A 16482-nucleotide genomic window follows, 5' to 3' on the forward strand; every position below is an offset into this window, starting at 1 on the left:
TCGACGCTCGGTTTCGACCGTCGACGGATAAGGAACCGTGAACGATCCGGATCGATCGGGCGAAACGATCCGGGGCCGCCGCCGGACGGATCGGGGGCCGCGACCGGACCGGGCGAACTCCGGCCCAAGAGGTCGGAGCCGCGACGCGCCGCCGCGGGCGACCGAGCGTCCCGGGCGGTTCAGTACGACCGGCTCTTCGGCTCGTACGTCTTGTTCTCGCCCTCGAGGACGACCGGCTTGTACCACAGTTCCGGCTCGCCGTCGTTCCACGAGACGAGCGTGTGCTTCAGCCAGTCCTCGTCTTTGCGCTCCTGGTGCTCCTTGCGCCAGTGGGCGCCCCGGAACTCCTCGCGAGCGAGCGCGCCCATCGTCAGCGCCTCCGCGAGGTCCAAGATGTTCCGCGTCTCGATCGTGTGGATGAGGTCGGTGTTGAACGTCCGGGACGGGTCCGACACCGCGACGTCCTTGTACGCCTCGCGGGCCTCGCGGAGGTCGGCTAACGTCTCCTCAAGCCGGCCTTCCTCGCGGAACACGTTGACGTTGTCCGTCATCGTTTCCTGAACGGCGGAGCGGATCTCGGCGTGGTTGCGGCCCTTCCGCGAGAGCAGTTCGTCGACGCGCTCCTGCGCTCGGTCGACGGCGCCGCCGAGGACGCTCTCGGCGTCGGTCGCCACGGCGCCGCCGTCGGCCGCGGCCGTGCCCGAACCGCTCGTCTCGCCGACCTCGACACCGAACTCGTAGTCGGCGGGCTGCCAGTCGCCCGAGCGGCCGGTCTCGATCTCGGCCTCACCCATCTCCTCGCCGGCGGCGTGGCGGCCGGCGCGCTTGCCGAAGACGATGAGCTCCGGCAGCGCGTTACCGCCGAGGCGGTTCGCCCCGTGGACGGAGGCGCAGGCGCACTCGCCGGCGGCGTACAGCCCGTCGATGACGGTCTCGCCGAACTCGTTCGTCTCGATGCCGCCCATCGCGTAGTGCTGACCGGGCTTGACCGGCATCGGCTCCGTGAGCCCGTCGGCGCCCTCGAAGTCCTCCGCGAGGTGGAGGATGTTCTCCAGGCGGTCGAGGATGCGTTCCTCGCCGAGGTGGCGCATGTCGAGGTGAACGTACTCGTCCTCGATGCCGCGCCCCTCGTTGACCTCGGTCAGCTCGGCGCGGGAGACGACGTCGCGGGAGGCGAGCTCGCCGTCGTTGTTCGCGTAGCCGTGTTCGAACATGAACCGCTCGCCCTCGCTGTTGTAGAGGATTCCCCCCTCGCCGCGGACGCCCTCGGGGATGAGGAGGCCGGTGGACGGCAGCGTCGTCGGGTGGAACTGGATGAACTCCATGTCCTCCATCGGGACGCCGGCTCGGTACGCCATCGCGACGCCGGCGCCGGTGTTCGCCACCGCGTTGGTGGTGTGGTCGAACACCTGCCCCATCCCGCCGGTCGCGAGGATGACGCCGTTCTCGGCGCGGAAGCCGCTTATCTCGCCGCTCTGGATGTCGTACGCGACAACACCGTGGCAGGTCCGCTCCGCGGGATCGTCCTCGTCGGTGACGGCCAGGTCCATCACGTGCCACTCGTCGTACACCGTGATCCCGCGTTTGACCACCTGCTCGTACATCGTGTGGAGCATCTGGTGGCCGGTCTCGGCGCCCGCGTACGTCGTGCGCGGGAAGGACAGGCCGCCGAACGGTCGCTGCGAGACGCGCCCGTCGTCCTCGCGGGAGAACGGCATCCCCCAGTGTTCGAGGCGGATGACCTCCTCGGGGCTCTCCTGACAGAGTGCCTCGACCGCGGGCGCGTCGCCGAGGTAGTCGGACCCCTTCATCGTGTCGTACGCGTGGTCCTGCCAGGAGTCGGCGTCGCGCAGCGCCGCGTTGATCCCGCCCTCTGCCGCGCCCGTGTGCGACCGGACGGGATGGAGCTTCGACACCATCGCCACGTCCGCGCCCGCTTCCTGTGCCGCGATCGCCGCCCGGAGTCCCGCCCCGCCGGCCCCGACGACGACGACATCGTGTTCGTACATTGTTGGTATGTAATTTCGTAAGTTCCGAAGTCCCTTGATACTGTCTGTCGGGATTACCAGAACTTCAGGTTGTTTTTGACCGCCTCGCGCTTCAGCTCCTGGATGTGCTCGGTGAGGGGGATGTCCTTCGGGCACACCTCCGTACAGGAGAACTGCGTCTGACACCGCCAGACGCCGTGCTCCTGCTCGATGATCTCTAAGCGCTTCTGTTTCATCTCCTCGCCCTCGCGCTCGTCCATCGCGAACCGGTACGCCTTGTTGATCGCGGCCGGCCCGAGGTACTCGTTGTCCCCCGCGGCGACGTTACACGAGGACATACACGCGCCACACCAGATGCAGCGCGTGGACATCTTGATCTTCTCGCGGTTCTCGCGGTCCTGGCGCTGCTCTTCGAGCTCGCCGTCCGGGTACTCGTCCGTCTGGAAGTACGGCTCGACGGCCTCCATCTGCTCGTAGAAGTGCTCCATGTCGACGACGAGGTCTTTCGTCACCTCGGCGTGGGGGAGCGGCTCGACGCGGACCGGCTCCTCGAGGTCCGACATCTGCGTCTTACAGGCAAGCTTCTGGCCGCCGTTGACGAACATCGCGTCGGAGCCGCACACCGCCTGCCGGCAGGAGTGGCGGAACGTGAGCGAGGAGTCGTACGTGTCGCGCGCGTACATCAGCGCGTCGAGGACGGTCATCCCCTTCGTGAACGGGACGTGGAAGGTGTCGAACCGCGGCTCCTGTTTCCCCTCGACCTGCGGGTCGTAGCGGAACACCTTCAGCTCAACCGTGCTCTCGTCGGCGGCCGCCTTCTCCGCTTCCTCCTCCTGTCGCTGCTGGCGGCGCTCGGCCGCGCGGCGCCGCTTCTCGGCGCGGCGCTCCTCGCCCTTCGAGGCCGGCTCCGTCTCGGTTTCGGCCTCGGTCGATTCCTCGGTCTGCTTCGGAATTTGCGTGCTCATTGTCGGTTCAGTAGAGTCCGATGCCCGCCCACGCGTTCGCGGTGCGGATTCCCTGCGCGATCAGCACGACGCTCGCGGCGACGAGCGTCCACTTGATCACTGTGCGTTTCGTGCCGGTGAGCCCCTGGTTGACCAGCGCGTTGTAGACGCCGTTGACCCCGTGGAACGTCGCTGTCACGAGGAAGAGGATCATCAGCGAGTAGTAGCTCAGCTGCTCCATCCGGCCGGAGCTGGCGAGGAACGACACCTCGTCGGCGTGGTGGACGAAGTGGAGCAGGAAGAAGTGGAACGCCAACACGACCAGCAGGAACACCGCCGTGATCCGCTGGAGCAGCCACATCCGGCCGCCCGACTGGAACGAGGAGTAGCGCTCGGCCATCTCAGAACGCCCCCGCGATGAACGTCGGCACGGACGCGACGGTGATCGCTCCGGTGAGGACCAGCGACGCGTAGAAGCTCTTGTCCTGTGCGTCCAACCCGATGCCGAGGTCGGTGAGGAGGAGCCGGGTGCCGTTGAGCATGTGGAAGACGGCGACCGCCAGCAGGCCGACCTCCAGGATGCGGACGAGCAGCAGCCCCTCCAGCGAGACGATCGTCTGCGTGTACACGTCGTTGCCCGCGGCGATCGCGGCTTCGCTGGCGCCGGCCGCCGGAATCCCCGTACTCAACACGGCGATGTGCGTGAACAGGTACCCGATGAGCACCCATCCGGTGAACTTGTGGAAGATCCACGCCCACATCCCCGCCTCGAACTCCCGCCAACGGCCGAAGTCCTCGATGAGGCCTCGATTGTACGACTGACTCATACCTAACGGTTCTGAACCGGGGTCGTATAGTAGTTACTAACACGGCGGGGCTCGCCCCCGGATCTCGGCGAGCGACGAACGCCCGCGAAACGGACGCAACGACCCGAAATGGCGGATTTTTGAACGCTCCGCGAGAGCCGGCTCGCGGCGGCGCGACGCGGTCGGACCGGCCCGTGAGGCCGGGTTTCAGGGACCGCACCGTCACGGAAGCCTTTTATTTTCCACTCCCGTTTCTTCGGTCGCAATGGCGAAAGGCGAAGTCGATTTCTTCAACGACACTGGCGGCTACGGTTTCATTTCGACTGACGACGCGGACGAGGACGTGTTCTTCCACATGGAGGACGTCGGCGGTCCGGACCTCGAAGAGGGTCAGGAAGTCGAGTTCGACATCGAGGAGGCGGACAAGGGTCCGCGCGCGTCGAACGTCACCCGTCTGTAAGTCGGCGACGACACCCGAGGCGAATCGGCTTTTCGACCGCTTTCACCCTTCGAGCGGCCGCTCCGGATCGCGGGCCACCGCGGGCGGTAGGCCCGGTCGGCGCCGACGGCGAGACGCCCGATCCGACCCCGACCGATAGGGATTTACCGCTCGTTGACTGACTAGTCAGTCAATGAGCGACGCGCCGAGCGCGGCGGAGGAGATCATGGACGGGGTGTACAGCGCCCTCCGCGCTCACGGGTACGCCGACCTGACGATGCAGGACATCGCCGACGAGTGTTCGAAGAGCAAGTCGCTGCTCCACTACCACTACGACACGAAGGAGGACCTGCTCGTCGCCTTCCTCGACTACGTCGTCACCGACTCGGAGGAGCGGATCGCGGCCCGCGCCGACGACCCGCCCGTCGAGCGGCTGGTCCAGTTCGTCGGGTGGTTCGTCTTCGCGCCCGACGAGGCCGACCGCGAGGCGTTCCACATCGCCCTGTTGGAGCTGCGCACGCAGGGACCGTTCAACGAGCGGATCCGCGAGCAGCTGGCGCGCAGCGACCGGCTGCTGCGGGGCACCGTCGCCGACATCCTCGGGGACGGGATCGATGTCGGCGTCTTCCGCGACGTCGACGCGGAGGAGACGGCGGCGCTGCTCGTGGCCACCCTCGACGGCGCCCGGACCAGACAGATCACCCTCGCCGGCGCCGGGCGCGACGACGACGCGGCCGGCTACACCCGCGAGGTCGCAGAGGCGACGCTCCGGCGGATCGTCGGCCCGCTGCTCGCGGAGGGCGTGGAACTGCCGCCGCTCGACGAGTCGGTCGACGCGCTCCGGGGCGACGCCGACCCTGACGAATCGGTCGACGACGACGGAGCGGCCGGCAGGTCCACGGACCCCGGCGAATGAGCCGCTTCGGGTTCGAGCGACCGCCGCCGGTGCTGCTCGCGGTGATCGCGAGCACGTTCTTCGTCGGCTTCGGCGGCGGCGTCGTCTTCCCGATCCTCCCGAACCTCGGCGCGGTCCTCGGCATCTCGGCGTTCATGGTCGGCGCGATCCTCTCGGCGAACCGGTGGGTGCGGCTCGTCGCGAACGCGCCCGCCGGCGCCCTCGTCGACCGGTACGGGACCCGGACGCCGTTCGTCGCCGGCCTGTTCGTCGAGGGGGTCGCCACGCTCGGCTACGTCGTCGCGCTCGCGATGCCCCCCGCGGAGGCGCTCCGTCCACTCGCGGCCTCGCTCCCCGCGTTCGCCGTCGGCCCGTTGGTCGTCGGTCCCGAGCAGTGGTTCGCCCCGATCGGCGTCGCCGTCGCGCCCGAGACGTGGTTCCTGCTCGCGCGGGTCCTCTGGGGGCTCGGCTCCGCCGCGGTGTTCGCGACGGCCTACACCATCGCGGCCGACCTCTCCGACAGCGGCTCCCGGGGGACGAACATGGGGATCGTCCGCGGCGGGATCACGATGGGGTTCCCGGCCGGCCTCGTGCTCGGCGGGGTCGTCTCCGCGCTCGCGGGCAACGTCGCCGCCTTCGCCGTCGCCGCCGCCTTCGCGCTGACCGCGAGCGTCGTCGCGTACCGCTACGTCCCCGAGACGCACGTCACGGGCGACCGCTCCGGGGACTCGATCAGGCCGTGGGAGGTCGACACCGCCGTCCCCGCGGTGACGGTCGGGCTGGTCAACTTCGGGCTGATGTTCGCGTACATCGGCGCGCTGTTCTCCACGCTCGTCTTATTCCTCGGCGCGAACGACATCTCGCTGTTCGGGCTCGCCCCGCAGGGCACCTCCGGGCTGTTCATGGCCGGCACGGTCCTCTCGGCGGCGTTCTTCATGCTCGTCGGCGGACGCGTCTCCGACACCCGCGACTCCCGCACGCCGATCCTCCTGACCTTCCTCGTCGTCTCGTTCGTCGGGTTCCTGCTGCTCGCGCGGGCCGGCTCGGTCCTCTCCTTGGGCCTCGCCTGCGTTTTCATCGGCGCGGGACAGGGCGGGACGAGCGGCCCGATGATGGCGCTGCTCGCTGACCTCACCCCCGACGAGCGCATGGGGCGCGCCTCGGGAACGAACAACGTCCTCGGCGACGTGGGGGGCGGGCTCGGCCCCATGGTGTCGCTCCCCCTCATCGAGGCGGTCGGCTTCACGCCGATCTACGCCGCCTGCGCCGCCCTCCCGCTGCTGGCCGGCGTCGTCCTCCTCTTCGGAGTCCGACGGGAGACCGGGACGTTCCTCCCCGGACGCGTCGCGGACGGGGCGGGATCGAGCGACCCGTCGAGCGTGGCCGACTCGTAGTCGAATGCGTCCTCGACCCCGGGTAGACACGATTTATAAATAAACGCAGGCGGTGGCGCGCGCCTCCGAGCGGCCGACGGGCCGCGAGGAGCGCGTGCGAGGGACGCGGTGAGCGCTCGAAGAGCGCGAACCGCGAGGCTGGGGAGGTGTGAGGTGCGGTCGCTGTGCGGGACGGGAATCAAAGGGGCAGCCGCGAGGAGCCCGTAGGCGACGTAAGCACCGCAGCGAAGGAACGGAGTGACTGAGCGAGGAGCGCAGCGAGCGTACGGGCTCCTCGCGGGTGGGGCTTTGGCGGTGTTCATCGCGGTAGCGGCTACGTATCGCCGAGCGGGTGGGGCTTTGGCGGTGTTCATCGCGGTAGCGGCCACGTATCGCCGAGCGGGTGGGGCTTTGGCGGTGTTCACCGCGGTAGCGACCACGTATCGCCGAGCGGCTGGGACTTTGACGGTGTTTGCCCCTGGTCAGCGGTCAACGATTTATAAATAAACGGCGGGAGAGCTATCGGAGCTCCACTCGACACCGAGTATCCATTTATAAACACACATTGAACAGACGTGCTTCGTCGAACGAGTGGTTCACCGGCATGTAAGCCACTCGTAAGGTGTGCGAACCGCTGACTCCCCCTACCCGAAAGAACAACCGTTAAAAGTCGGCGTCGGGTTCATACGGACATGGCTGGAACTATCGAAGCGCTCGTCCCCGGCGGGCAGGCCAACCCCGGCCCGCCGCTCGGTCCCGAGCTCGGACCGACGCCGGTGGACGTTCAGGACGTCGTCGAGGAGATCAACGACGAGACCGCTGCCTTCGACGGCATGGAGGTGCCCGTCACCGTCGAGTACGACGACGACGGCTCCTTCACCATCGAGGTCGGCGTGCCGCCCACGGCGGAGCTCATCAAGGACGAGGCCGGCTTCGACACCGGCTCCGGCGAGCCGCAGGAGAACTTCGTCGCCGACATGTCGATCGAACAGGTGAAGAAGGTCGCCGAGCAGAAGTCGAGCGACCTGCTCGCGTACGACACGAAGGCCGCCGCCAAGGAGGTCGGCGGCACCTGCGCCTCCCTCGGCGTCACCATCGAGGGCGAGGACGCCCGGACGTTCGACGACCGCGTCGACGCCGGCGAGTACGACGACGTCCTCGACGAGTAACGTCCCTTTTCACGCCTTTCGGCGGTTTTGCGTCGGTGTTCGTAGGTCGGACTACGTCAGACGCGGTCTCTGTCTGTACGGGCGCGTCGCCTCGTCGAGCGTGGCAACGGCGGGCCCGTCGGGTGAGAGACTGAACTCCGGCGCGTATGCGTGAAAAACGCGGTTCGAGGGCCGACGGCCTCGTCCCCGCCGGTCACACGGCCGGCCGTTCGGACGGTTCCGACTCGGACGTCCGTTCCGTGACCGGCCGCACGTCGTCCCACGTCCAGCCGAGGATCGCGGCCGCGGCGACGAGCGCGTAGAACTGGACGAACACGCCCGCGATCGTTCCGAGGACCGGGACCACCGAGAGCACGCCCACCGCGAGCGCGCCGGCGAGGACGACGACGGCGGCCGTCAGCCAGCCGGTCGCGTACGCCCGCTTCGAGACGACGCTCCAGAGCGTACCGAGCGCGAAGCCGTCGCCGACCTCCCCGGAGTCGGCGACCGCCGCGATCGCCGCGGGCGTGACGTAGAGCCCGACGAGCGAGGCGAGGAAGGCGAGGAGCCCGCCGACGAGAACGATCAGTCCGACCACGACCGTCCCGGCGCCGGCGGACTCGCCGCCCGGCACCGCGACGAACGCGCCGAGGCTGAGTACCGCCGCGACCGCGACGACTCCCAGCGGCAGCAGCGAGTAGACGAACGTGACGACGAACGCCTTCAGCCCGTCGACGAGGAGCTCTCCCCACGCGTCGAATACCGGCGGCTCGTCGTCGCCTCCGGCGGTCCGTCGGAGGACGCGAACGACGTAGCCGAGCACGGCGAACGCCGGGATCAACAGCGGGCTCGCGAGGAGTAGGACGCCGCCGATCAGGACCGTGACGAGGGCGTCGTCGCCCTCGCGAAGGTAGTTGAGAGACGCTTCTATCATGGTGTGTCCCGTGTACTAACGCGCCGTGAGCTATTAAACTAGTACGGCGAGCGAGGGGGAAAGCGCCGCGAGTGGCCCCGAGCGTGCCGGCGGCCGGGGTCGGAGTTCCCGCGACCCGCGTCGGACGTTCCCGCGACCCGCGTCGGACGTTCCCGCGACCCGCGTCGGACGTTCCCGCGACCCGCGTCGGACGTTCCCGCAACCGGGGTCGGACGTTCCCGCGACCCGCGTCGGACGTTCCCGCGACCCGCGTCGGACGTTCCCGCAACCGGGGTCGGAGTTCCCGCGACCCGCGCCGGACGCACCGGCGGTCGGAGCCGGCAACTTATCTCCGACCCGGAGCGATACGTGGACGTGCCCGATCTCAACCCGATCGCGAAGCGGATCCACAACGTCCAGCCCCGACCGGTTCGGCTCGAACTCGACTCCGGCGAGACCGGCGTCTTCGAGTTCTCGTCGACGGAGTTCTTCCAGCGGGAGTTCCGCGGCGAGGGCGTCCGGACCGACGCCGACCCGGACGCCGAGTTCCGGCTGATCAGCTCCGATGACTACGAGGAGATCCTGCTCGGTCGCTCGGGGCCCGACGAGGAGGGGTGGTCGATGGTCGGCGAGGTGGTCGCGGCCGAGCGCGCCGAGGAGTAGCCGGACCGCCTCGTCAGCGGAGCGCGCTCAGCGGACGACCGTGACGGGCACCTCGGCGCGGCGCACCACGCCCTCAGCGACGCTGCCGAGGAGGACCCGCGAGAGGCCGGTCCGGCCCCGGCTCGCCAGCACGAGGTGGTCGAACGGCTCGCCGGCCTCGCCGTCTTCGCCGACCGGCTTCTCTCCGCCCGCCACGGCGAGGATCGTCTTCGTCGGGCGACCGACCTCCAGTCTCGTCCCGATCTCTCGGTCGACCGCGTCGGCCGCCTCGGAGAGGACCCGCTCGCCGCGCTGCTTGGCGCTGGCGTACCACTGGTCGGAGGCCCCCGGGAACCCGCCGTCCGCGCCGGTCGCGGAGTCGGCGGGGTTGATCACGTGGAGGGCGGTGAGGTCCGCGTCCGGCCACTCGTCGGCCGCGAACCGCAGCGCCTCGGCCGCCTCTTCCGACCCGTCCACCGCGACGAGGATGCGCTTGCTCATACGCGGCGGTTCGACTGCTCCGGACAAAAAGGGCGGCGATGAGTTCGAGTCGGCGACAATCCGCCGCGAGAGGCGCACGCCGAGGCCCGCGATGTGCGGACACAAGACACTTGCCCGGCACCCGACCACCGACTCGCATGAGCACCCCGTACGCGCAGTCGCAGCTGGCGTCGGTCACCGCCCGCGGCGGCGCGTGGCTGATCGACATCGTCGCGAGCCTCGCCGCCGCCGCCGTCGTCTCGCTTCCGGTCGGCGCCGTTTCGGGCGGCCTCGCCGACCTCGCGTTCCTCCTCGTTCCGGTCGGCTGGTACGTCGTGCCGGAGGCGGTCCGGGGCCACACGCCGGGGAAGTGGATCGTCGGGATCGAAGTCGTCGACGCGAACGGCGACGAGATCTCCGCGGTCGCCGCGGTCGCGCGAAACGTCACCAAGATTCTCGGCGGCGCCTCGATTTTGGCGATCCTCGCCGGCGTCGTGTTCATCGCCGACTCGCGCGACAACCAGCGGCTCGGCGACCGGTGGGCGGATACGATCGTCGTGCGAGTCTAACGGGGCTCCGCCGTCAGTCGTGCCGCGTCACGCACTCCGAGAGGCCGATCAGCTCGACGGGCTCGGAGTTGTCCGGCGAGTAGACGACCATCTGCCCCTTCTCCATGTACGGCACCTTGCCGGCGAGGTTCGACGGGATGTTGACGCTGGAGATCGCGTCCTCGTCGCCGAGGTTCAAGACGATCTTCGTGTTCACCTGCTTGAACACCGACTCGGCCACGTCCTGGGGGTCCTGCGTGATCAGGAACAGGCCCAGCCGCTCCTTTCGGCCCTGCTTCGCGGCCTCCGTGAACTTCTGGACCACCTTCTGGGCCTGGACGTTGTCGGCGTCGGCGAGGAAGTTGTGCGCCTCGTCCATCCCGACGAGGAGCGGCGTCTCCTTGATCCGGTCGCTCTCCGGGTCGTTCGAGAGCTTGTCGTCGACGAGTAGCCCCGCGACCGCGAGGACGACGATCTCCTTCTGCCGGGAGGTCGGCAGGTGGTAGGTTGGGACGACCGAGAGCCCGCCGGGGCGCACGAGGGTGCGGTCCAGCTCCGTGATCGGCTTCGCGTCCTGATCGAAGATCCCGCTCGGGACCCCGCGGACCCGCCGTTTGACCGCGTCGAACGTCGCCTCGTGGATCCGACCGCTCTCGTGGAGCTCCTCTTTGAGCGCCGGGTCGTCGAGGTACGAGAGGAACTCGCTGTAGGTGCCCGCGTCGCCGTAGTTGTCGAAGAACCGGTTGATGAGGGTCAACAGCGCGGGGTACTGGTTGTCGTTGAGCCCGGAGCCGGCGACCAGCCACGGCATGTCCTTCGCCAGCGAGAAGGGGATCGTGAACTCGACGCGCTCGGCGCGGTGCCCCTCGCCGGGGTACGTCGCGTTCGCGACGCGGGGCACGAGGGCGACGGTGTCGTCGTGGCCCCCGTGGGCGATCCCCTCGCGTTCCAGCCGGCGCGCGAACGCGTCGTCGAGGTCGGGGTTGTCGTCGTGCATCTGCGCGTACTCGTCCTGCGGGTCGAACTGGACGACTGCCATTCGCGATTCGCGGCCGTCGCCCATCGGGTAGGTTCGGTCGGAGTCGAGGTACTGGCGGAGGACGTTCTTCGAGGCGTGGGTCTTCCCGGAACCGGTGCCGCCGGCGACGAGCGTGTGCCGGAACGCGAGCGGGTCGCCGTCGCCGTAGTCGTCCTTGACGCGGTAGTCGACCGTCGGGGGCTCCGCCGCGGTGCGGACCTTCTCGCCCCCGACGGAGAGGTGGCCGAGGAAGACGCCGTCGTCGGGGATCTTCAGCCCCGTCTTGATCTCGGCGTCGTCGTCGGCCTCCTCGACGACCGCGCCCGGCTTCGGCACGCGGTCCGTCATCCGGCGTTTCATCCCCTCGCCCTCGCCGTAGACGACGGACATCGGCTCCAGGTCGGCGACGAACTTGTAGTCGCGCTCGGCGAACTCCTCGCGGCGCATCTGCCGGCGGGCGTGGATCTCGGTCGCGTCGTCGGACTGGAACTCCTGCGCGTACTCCAGTCCCGTGATCCGACAGAACAGCCGCTCGCCGTCCGGGTACGGGATCAGGAGGTACTTTCCGAGCCGCACCGACTCGCGGTTGCCGGTCGTGACGAACGCCTTCAGCGACGTCTCGTCTTCCTCCTCGGCCACGCGGAGCCCCTGAGAGACCGACACGACGCCGAGCCCCGCGTCGCTGCCGGCCGGCGTCGCGTCGTAGGCGGCGAACGCCTCGTCTTCCGCGTCGCCGCGCGCGTCAGCGGTCCCGGCTTCGGTCGCCGAATCACCCCCCGCATCGGCCGCACTCCCGCCGTCGGCCGCCGAGGCAACCCCGCCGTCGGCCGTGGAGTCGCCTCCGCCGTCGGCCTCGCTCGGCGCGCCGTCGTCGCCGTCACCGTCTCCGGTGAACTCGGTGAAATCCTCCAGCGTCATGGCGTATCCACCGACCGCTGGGCCGAAAGCGTTTGCCCTCCCGCCGGGACGCACGGGAACCCCTCCCGCGGCGCCCTTATCCCGCTCGACCCCGTACCCGTGCCATGATACTCGTTCGCGGCAGCGGAGGCGGGACGGACCTCACCGGTACGGTGTTCGAGCGCGGCGAAGAGCCGCCGGCGTACAAGGGCGCGCCCGACGAGGACGCGCCGTACGTGTGGGTATGCGACTCCTTCTACGAGGTCGAGAGCGGCGGCTCCCCGCTCGTCGTCGACGGCGAGGAGATCCGCGTCGCCTTCGAGGAGCCGATGCCCCGCGGGTTCGACACGCGCGACCAGGCGGTCGAGGCGGCCCGCGACCACGTCCGGACGCAGTTCGCGCGGATCGGCGTCGACCCCGACGAGGTCGACGTCGAGGTGACCGCGGCGGACCCCGCCTGAGTCTCGCCTCGCTTTTACCTGTCCCGCCTCGGTACGGGTCGGTATGTCCGAACCGTCGGAGGACTTCGACCCCGAGTCTCGGGAGGAGCGCGAGGTCGCCGCCGAGGCCGCCGGCGACCGGTCCGATTTCCTCTCGCTGATGGGCCACGCATACCGCGGCGAGCTCGGACGGACGAGCTCGTGGCGGACCCGCATCGACCGCACGACCAACTGGGCGGTCGTGGTGACCGCGTCCCTGCTCACGTGGACCTTCTCGAGCGCGTCGCGGCCGCACTACGTGCTGCTCATCGGGCTCGTCATGCTCAGCGTCTTCCTCGGCATCGAGACGCGTCGGTACCGCACCTTCGACGTGTGGCGGTCCCGCGTCCGGCTGCTGGAGGAGAACGTGTTCACGAACGCCCTCGATCCGGAGGGCGTCGAGCAGTCAAACTGGCGGGCGCTGCTGAGCGAGGACCTCCGCGAGCCGACGATCAAGATGCCGGCCGTCGAGGCGGTCTCGCGGCGTCTCCGACGGGTGTACGCGCCGCTCGTCTCCGTCCTCGTCGCCGCGTGGGTCGTGCGGCTCACGGTGTTCACCGCCGCCGGAAACGGCGTCGTCGCGACGGCGTCGGTTGGGCCGATCCCCGGCGCGCTCGTGCTCGCGCTCGTCGGCGGGTTCTACGTCGTCGTGATCGCGCTGACGGTTCGGCGGGCGCCGAGACGAGCTAAAGGAGAGATGCAGGCCGCCGAGGACACCGAGGAGTGGGAGTGAACCGGTACGGCCTCGCGAAGCCAGACGAGGCGATCCGCGACTCCCGCAACCCCTTTTCGCTCGGGGCACTACCGAACCGTATGACCGAGCTACCGGACCGCGTCGTGGGCGACGCGCGGACGAGCGACTTCGGGTGGAGCCTCCTCACGGACCTGACCGACATCGGGAATCGAATGGCCGGTTCGGCCGGCGAGCGGCGCGGCGCGGAGCGCGTCGTCGAGGCGTTCGAGGCGGCCGGCCTGCGGAACGCCGGGCTCGACGAGTTCGAGATCCCCGGCTGGTGGCGCGGCGACTCCTCGCTGTCGGTGTCGGGCGCGGTGGAGCGGCACCACGGGAACTCCCACGAGGTGATCGCGCTGCCCGGGACCCCGAGCGGCGAGGTGACGGCCCCCCTCGTCGACGTCGGCGACGGCACCGACGAGGAGTTCGCGGCCGCGGGCGAGGCGCTGGACGGCGCGGTCGCGATGGCCTCCTCTCGCACGCCGGAGAGCCACGACCGGTGGATCCACCGGATGGAGAAGTACGTCGCGGCGGCGGAACGCGGCGCGGTCGGGTTCGTCTTCCGGAACCACATCGAGGGGGCGCTCCCGCCCACCGGCGAGATCGGGTACCACAACCGACCAGGGCCGATCCCCGCCGTCGGCGTCTCGAAGGAGGTCGGCGACCGGCTCTCGCGGCTCGCCGAGACGGCCGCGAACGGCGACGGCGGAGGCGGCCGCGGCTCGGGAGCCGACCGCCCGACCGTCTCGCTCGACGTCGACTGCCGCAACGAGCCGACGACCTCGGTGAACGCGGTCGCGGAGGTCGGTCCGGACACCGAGGAGGCGGTGTACCTCACCGCCCACGTCGACGCCCACGACGTGAGCGACGGCGCCAACGACAACGGCGCGGGGTCGGCGCTCGTCGCGGAGGTCGGTCGCCTGCTCGCGACGGTCGAGGGCGACCTCGACACGCGGGTGCGCCTCGTCACCTTCGGCTCGGAGGAGATCGGGCTGTGGGGGGCATACCACTCGGCGGAGACGACCCCGAAGGAGGATATCGCCTGCGTGGTGAACCTCGACGGCGCGTGTAGCTCGCGGAACCTCCGCGTGGGGACGAACGGGTTCGACGGGATGCGCGAGCCGTTCGAGGCGGTCGCGGACGCGTTCGATGCCTCCCTGACGACCGGCGAGACGATCTCGCCCCACGGCGACCAGTGGGCGTTCGTTCAGGAGGGAATCCCGGCCGTGATGGCGTCGACGACGAGCGACCAGTCAGGGCGCGGCTGGGGCCACACTCACGCCGACACCCTCGACAAGCTCGACTCCCGCGACCTCCGCGAGGTGGCGACGCTCGTGACCGCGGCCGTCTACCGGTTCGCGACGGGTGACGTGGCGGCGGACCACCGATCGCGGGAGTCGATCCGCGACGCCATCGACGAGGGGTACGTCGAGGAGCTGAAGACGGGCGGGCGGTGGCCCTACGACGGGTAAGCCCGGGAGGTCGACGCAAGACACCCGGCAGAGGCCGGCGTCGAGTCCGGACCGCGCGCCGCGTCAGTCGAGCGCCGAGGCGCGGGCCGCCGCGAACGGGACCAGCATCTCCGCCGGGTTGAGCCCGCCGTGCATCCCGACGTACGACAGTTTCTCCGGCTCGACGTCGCCGAACCACACTCCCGAGTCGCGGTGCGTGACGATCAGGTCGCCGCAGCGCCGTCGGAACCGGTCTGAGACCGGGCGGTCGCCGAAGAGGTCGCGGTCGATCGCCTTCCGCCGGGTGAACGTCCGCGCGTCGTGGTCCGAGAGCGCTCGCCGCGCGTCCGGGACCGTTCCCGGTCGCAGGTGGAGGTGAACGTTGCGGGGGCTGCCGGACATCTTGACCGGCGTGCCATCGGCGTGCCGTCGGAGGGTCCCCGTCACCGCCTCGTTCGCCGAGAGGTCGAGATTGGCGTCGGGGTCCGTGTTCACGTGGCCGTGGTCGGCCGTCACGAGCAGCAGCGTCCGCTCCGCGGTCCGCCGATCGACCCGCCGCAGAGCGGCGGTAACCTGCTCGCAGACGGTCGCCACCGTCTCGCCGTACGCCCGGCCGTCGGTGCCTTCGGCGTGGGAGACGTGGTCGACGTGCGGCACGTACGCGTAGACGTATCCGGGGTCGCCGCTCGCCGCGACCGCCGCCGACAGGCGCTCGCCGAACGAACCGAGGCCGTCGTAGACGTGCTGGGTCACGTCCTCGCCGCCGGCGTCGAACGGCTGGAGGCGGTGACAGTCGACCCCCGCGTCGCGCATCCGAGCGTAGAGCGACTCGCATCCGACGACCGACCCCTCGGGGACTCGCTCCGCCACCGCGCCCGATTCCACATCCCCCCCGAGCGGCAGGAACGCCGTGTCCAACCGGGGGTCGTAGACGTTCCACCCGACGCACCCGTGTTCACACGGGAGTCGCCCCGTCTCGAGCGTGGTGATCGCCGCCGCGGTCTCGGACGGGTAGACCGAGGTGAGCGGGGTCACCGTTCCCGCCTCGGTGAGCCGGTCGAGGAGGTCACACCGTGGACGGTGGCGCTTCCAGCCGTCGAGGCCGAACCCGTCGACGAGGAGGAGGACGACCGTGTCCACGTCCGTCTCGACGCCGTCGAACACGTCGCTCGGGAGGGCGCGGCGGCCGCCGGCGTCGAGCACCGATCGGACGGTGTCCGGGACGTTCCCGAAGCAGTAGTCCTCGTACGCCGGGAAGAGGTAGCCGTCGCGCTGCTGACGGTCTCGAAGGACCCGCTCGATATCGTCTCGAAACACGGTAGCGGTCGTAGAGAGGTCCCGACGCCCTCCGGGCGGATCGTTTCTTAACCTGTCGTGAGCATCTCGTCGGTCCTCGGCGAGCGCCTCTCGGCGTGGCCGCGAGGGGACCGGCGGGGCGGGGCGCCGGCCCCGAGTCCGGCGCGGCGGCTCGCGGACGGCTCGTCAGGCCGCCGCTCGGCTCACTCCTCGTCGGAACCGTCGCAGACGCCGAGCGGGAGCGACTCGGGGGCGTCGCCGTCCGCGTCGAGGCCGGCGTACGCGTCGTCGATGAGCCGGGCTAACTGCGTCTCGGGGCTCACGCCGCGGGCGGCGGCGAGGGCCGCGAGCCGCTCGTACTGCTCGTCCGGCACGGTCACCGTTCCCTCGTCCATACGCGGCGCTCCGTCCCGAAGCTACAAAAGCGTTGGT

The 16482-nt window shown here is 69.9% G+C and carries 18 protein-coding genes; 9 read left to right on the forward strand and 9 right to left on the reverse strand.

Annotated elements, in window-relative coordinates:
* Positions 1–179 precede the first annotated feature (179 nt).
* Genes B9G38_RS03790 through sdhC form a run of 4 tightly spaced genes read right to left on the reverse strand, consistent with a single transcriptional unit; the run spans position 180 to position 3759 of the window.
* On the reverse strand, positions 180–2009 hold the full coding sequence (locus B9G38_RS03790; protein ID WP_086219536.1) for an FAD-binding protein: 1830 nt from the start codon (positions 2007–2009) through the stop codon (positions 180–182).
* Positions 2010–2062: 53 nt separating this feature from the next.
* Positions 2063–2953 (reverse strand): succinate dehydrogenase/fumarate reductase iron-sulfur subunit, encoded by an 891-nt coding sequence (locus B9G38_RS03795; RefSeq protein ID WP_086219537.1) that lies wholly within the window; start codon positions 2951–2953, stop codon positions 2063–2065.
* A 7-nt stretch (positions 2954–2960) separates the two neighbouring features.
* On the reverse strand, positions 2961–3332 hold the full coding sequence (locus B9G38_RS03800) for a succinate dehydrogenase hydrophobic membrane anchor subunit (protein ID WP_049930555.1): 372 nt from the start codon (positions 3330–3332) through the stop codon (positions 2961–2963).
* A gap of 1 nt (position 3333) precedes the next feature.
* A complete protein-coding gene (gene sdhC / locus B9G38_RS03805) occupies positions 3334–3759 on the reverse strand; it encodes a succinate dehydrogenase, cytochrome b556 subunit (RefSeq protein WP_049930554.1) in 426 nt (141 codons plus the stop codon).
* Between the two features lie 244 nt (positions 3760–4003).
* Here sdhC and B9G38_RS03810 point away from each other — a divergent pair, with 244 nt between their 5' ends.
* The 4 genes from B9G38_RS03810 (at position 4004) to B9G38_RS03825 (ending at position 7614) form a co-directional block, all read left to right on the forward strand.
* A complete protein-coding gene (locus tag B9G38_RS03810; protein ID WP_004596869.1) occupies positions 4004–4198 on the forward strand; it encodes a cold-shock protein in 195 nt (64 codons plus the stop codon).
* Between the two features lie 172 nt (positions 4199–4370).
* Positions 4371–5093 carry a TetR/AcrR family transcriptional regulator gene (locus B9G38_RS03815; protein ID WP_086215539.1) on the forward strand — a complete coding sequence of 241 codons (723 nt, stop codon included), beginning with the start codon at positions 4371–4373 and terminating at the stop codon, positions 5091–5093.
* Entirely contained in the window at positions 5090–6466 is a 1377-nt protein-coding gene (locus B9G38_RS03820; protein WP_086219538.1) for an MFS transporter, read from the forward strand. The genes B9G38_RS03815 and B9G38_RS03820 overlap by 4 nt, the downstream gene beginning before the upstream one ends.
* Before the next feature lie 671 nt (positions 6467–7137).
* Entirely contained in the window at positions 7138–7614 is a 477-nt protein-coding gene (locus B9G38_RS03825; protein ID WP_049930549.1) for a 50S ribosomal protein L11, read from the forward strand.
* Between the two features lie 193 nt (positions 7615–7807).
* Here B9G38_RS03825 and B9G38_RS03830 read toward each other — a convergent pair whose 3' ends face one another.
* On the reverse strand, positions 7808–8527 hold the full coding sequence (locus B9G38_RS03830) for a DUF4013 domain-containing protein (RefSeq protein WP_086219539.1): 720 nt from the start codon (positions 8525–8527) through the stop codon (positions 7808–7810).
* A gap of 354 nt (positions 8528–8881) precedes the next feature.
* Between B9G38_RS03830 and B9G38_RS03835 the strand changes: the two genes are divergently transcribed.
* Complete coding sequence (locus tag B9G38_RS03835) at positions 8882–9169, forward strand: transcriptional regulator (RefSeq protein WP_086219540.1); 288 nt, start codon at positions 8882–8884, stop codon at positions 9167–9169.
* Between the two features lie 27 nt (positions 9170–9196).
* On the opposite strand, the gene B9G38_RS03840 is transcribed toward B9G38_RS03835, so the two are convergent.
* Entirely contained in the window at positions 9197–9649 is a 453-nt protein-coding gene (locus B9G38_RS03840; protein ID WP_086219541.1) for a universal stress protein, read from the reverse strand.
* 137 nt (positions 9650–9786) lie between these two features.
* Here B9G38_RS03840 and B9G38_RS03845 point away from each other — a divergent pair, with 137 nt between their 5' ends.
* Positions 9787–10197, forward strand: a complete 411-nt coding sequence (locus B9G38_RS03845; RefSeq protein WP_086219542.1) for an RDD family protein — start codon at positions 9787–9789, stop codon at positions 10195–10197.
* A 13-nt stretch (positions 10198–10210) separates the two neighbouring features.
* Here B9G38_RS03845 and B9G38_RS03850 read toward each other — a convergent pair whose 3' ends face one another.
* A complete protein-coding gene (locus tag B9G38_RS03850; protein ID WP_086219543.1) occupies positions 10211–12112 on the reverse strand; it encodes an ATP-binding protein in 1902 nt (633 codons plus the stop codon).
* A gap of 104 nt (positions 12113–12216) precedes the next feature.
* Here B9G38_RS03850 and B9G38_RS03855 point away from each other — a divergent pair, with 104 nt between their 5' ends.
* From B9G38_RS03855 to B9G38_RS03865, 3 genes are all read left to right on the forward strand, one after another.
* Positions 12217–12552, forward strand: coding sequence for a hypothetical protein (locus B9G38_RS03855; protein WP_086215542.1), 336 nt, complete (start codon positions 12217–12219; stop codon positions 12550–12552).
* A 43-nt stretch (positions 12553–12595) separates the two neighbouring features.
* Positions 12596–13303 (forward strand): DUF2270 domain-containing protein, encoded by a 708-nt coding sequence (locus B9G38_RS03860; RefSeq protein WP_086219544.1) that lies wholly within the window; start codon positions 12596–12598, stop codon positions 13301–13303.
* Positions 13304–13383: 80 nt separating this feature from the next.
* Complete coding sequence (locus B9G38_RS03865; RefSeq protein WP_086219545.1) at positions 13384–14775, forward strand: M28 family peptidase; 1392 nt, start codon at positions 13384–13386, stop codon at positions 14773–14775.
* Between the two features lie 63 nt (positions 14776–14838).
* On the opposite strand, the gene B9G38_RS03870 is transcribed toward B9G38_RS03865, so the two are convergent.
* Complete coding sequence (locus tag B9G38_RS03870) at positions 14839–16071, reverse strand: alkaline phosphatase family protein (protein WP_086219546.1); 1233 nt, start codon at positions 16069–16071, stop codon at positions 14839–14841.
* Between the two features lie 182 nt (positions 16072–16253).
* Complete coding sequence (locus B9G38_RS03875; RefSeq protein WP_049930539.1) at positions 16254–16445, reverse strand: hypothetical protein; 192 nt, start codon at positions 16443–16445, stop codon at positions 16254–16256.
* Positions 16446–16482: the final 37 nt, after the last annotated feature.

Source organism: Halorubrum sp. SD612, assembly GCF_002135005.1.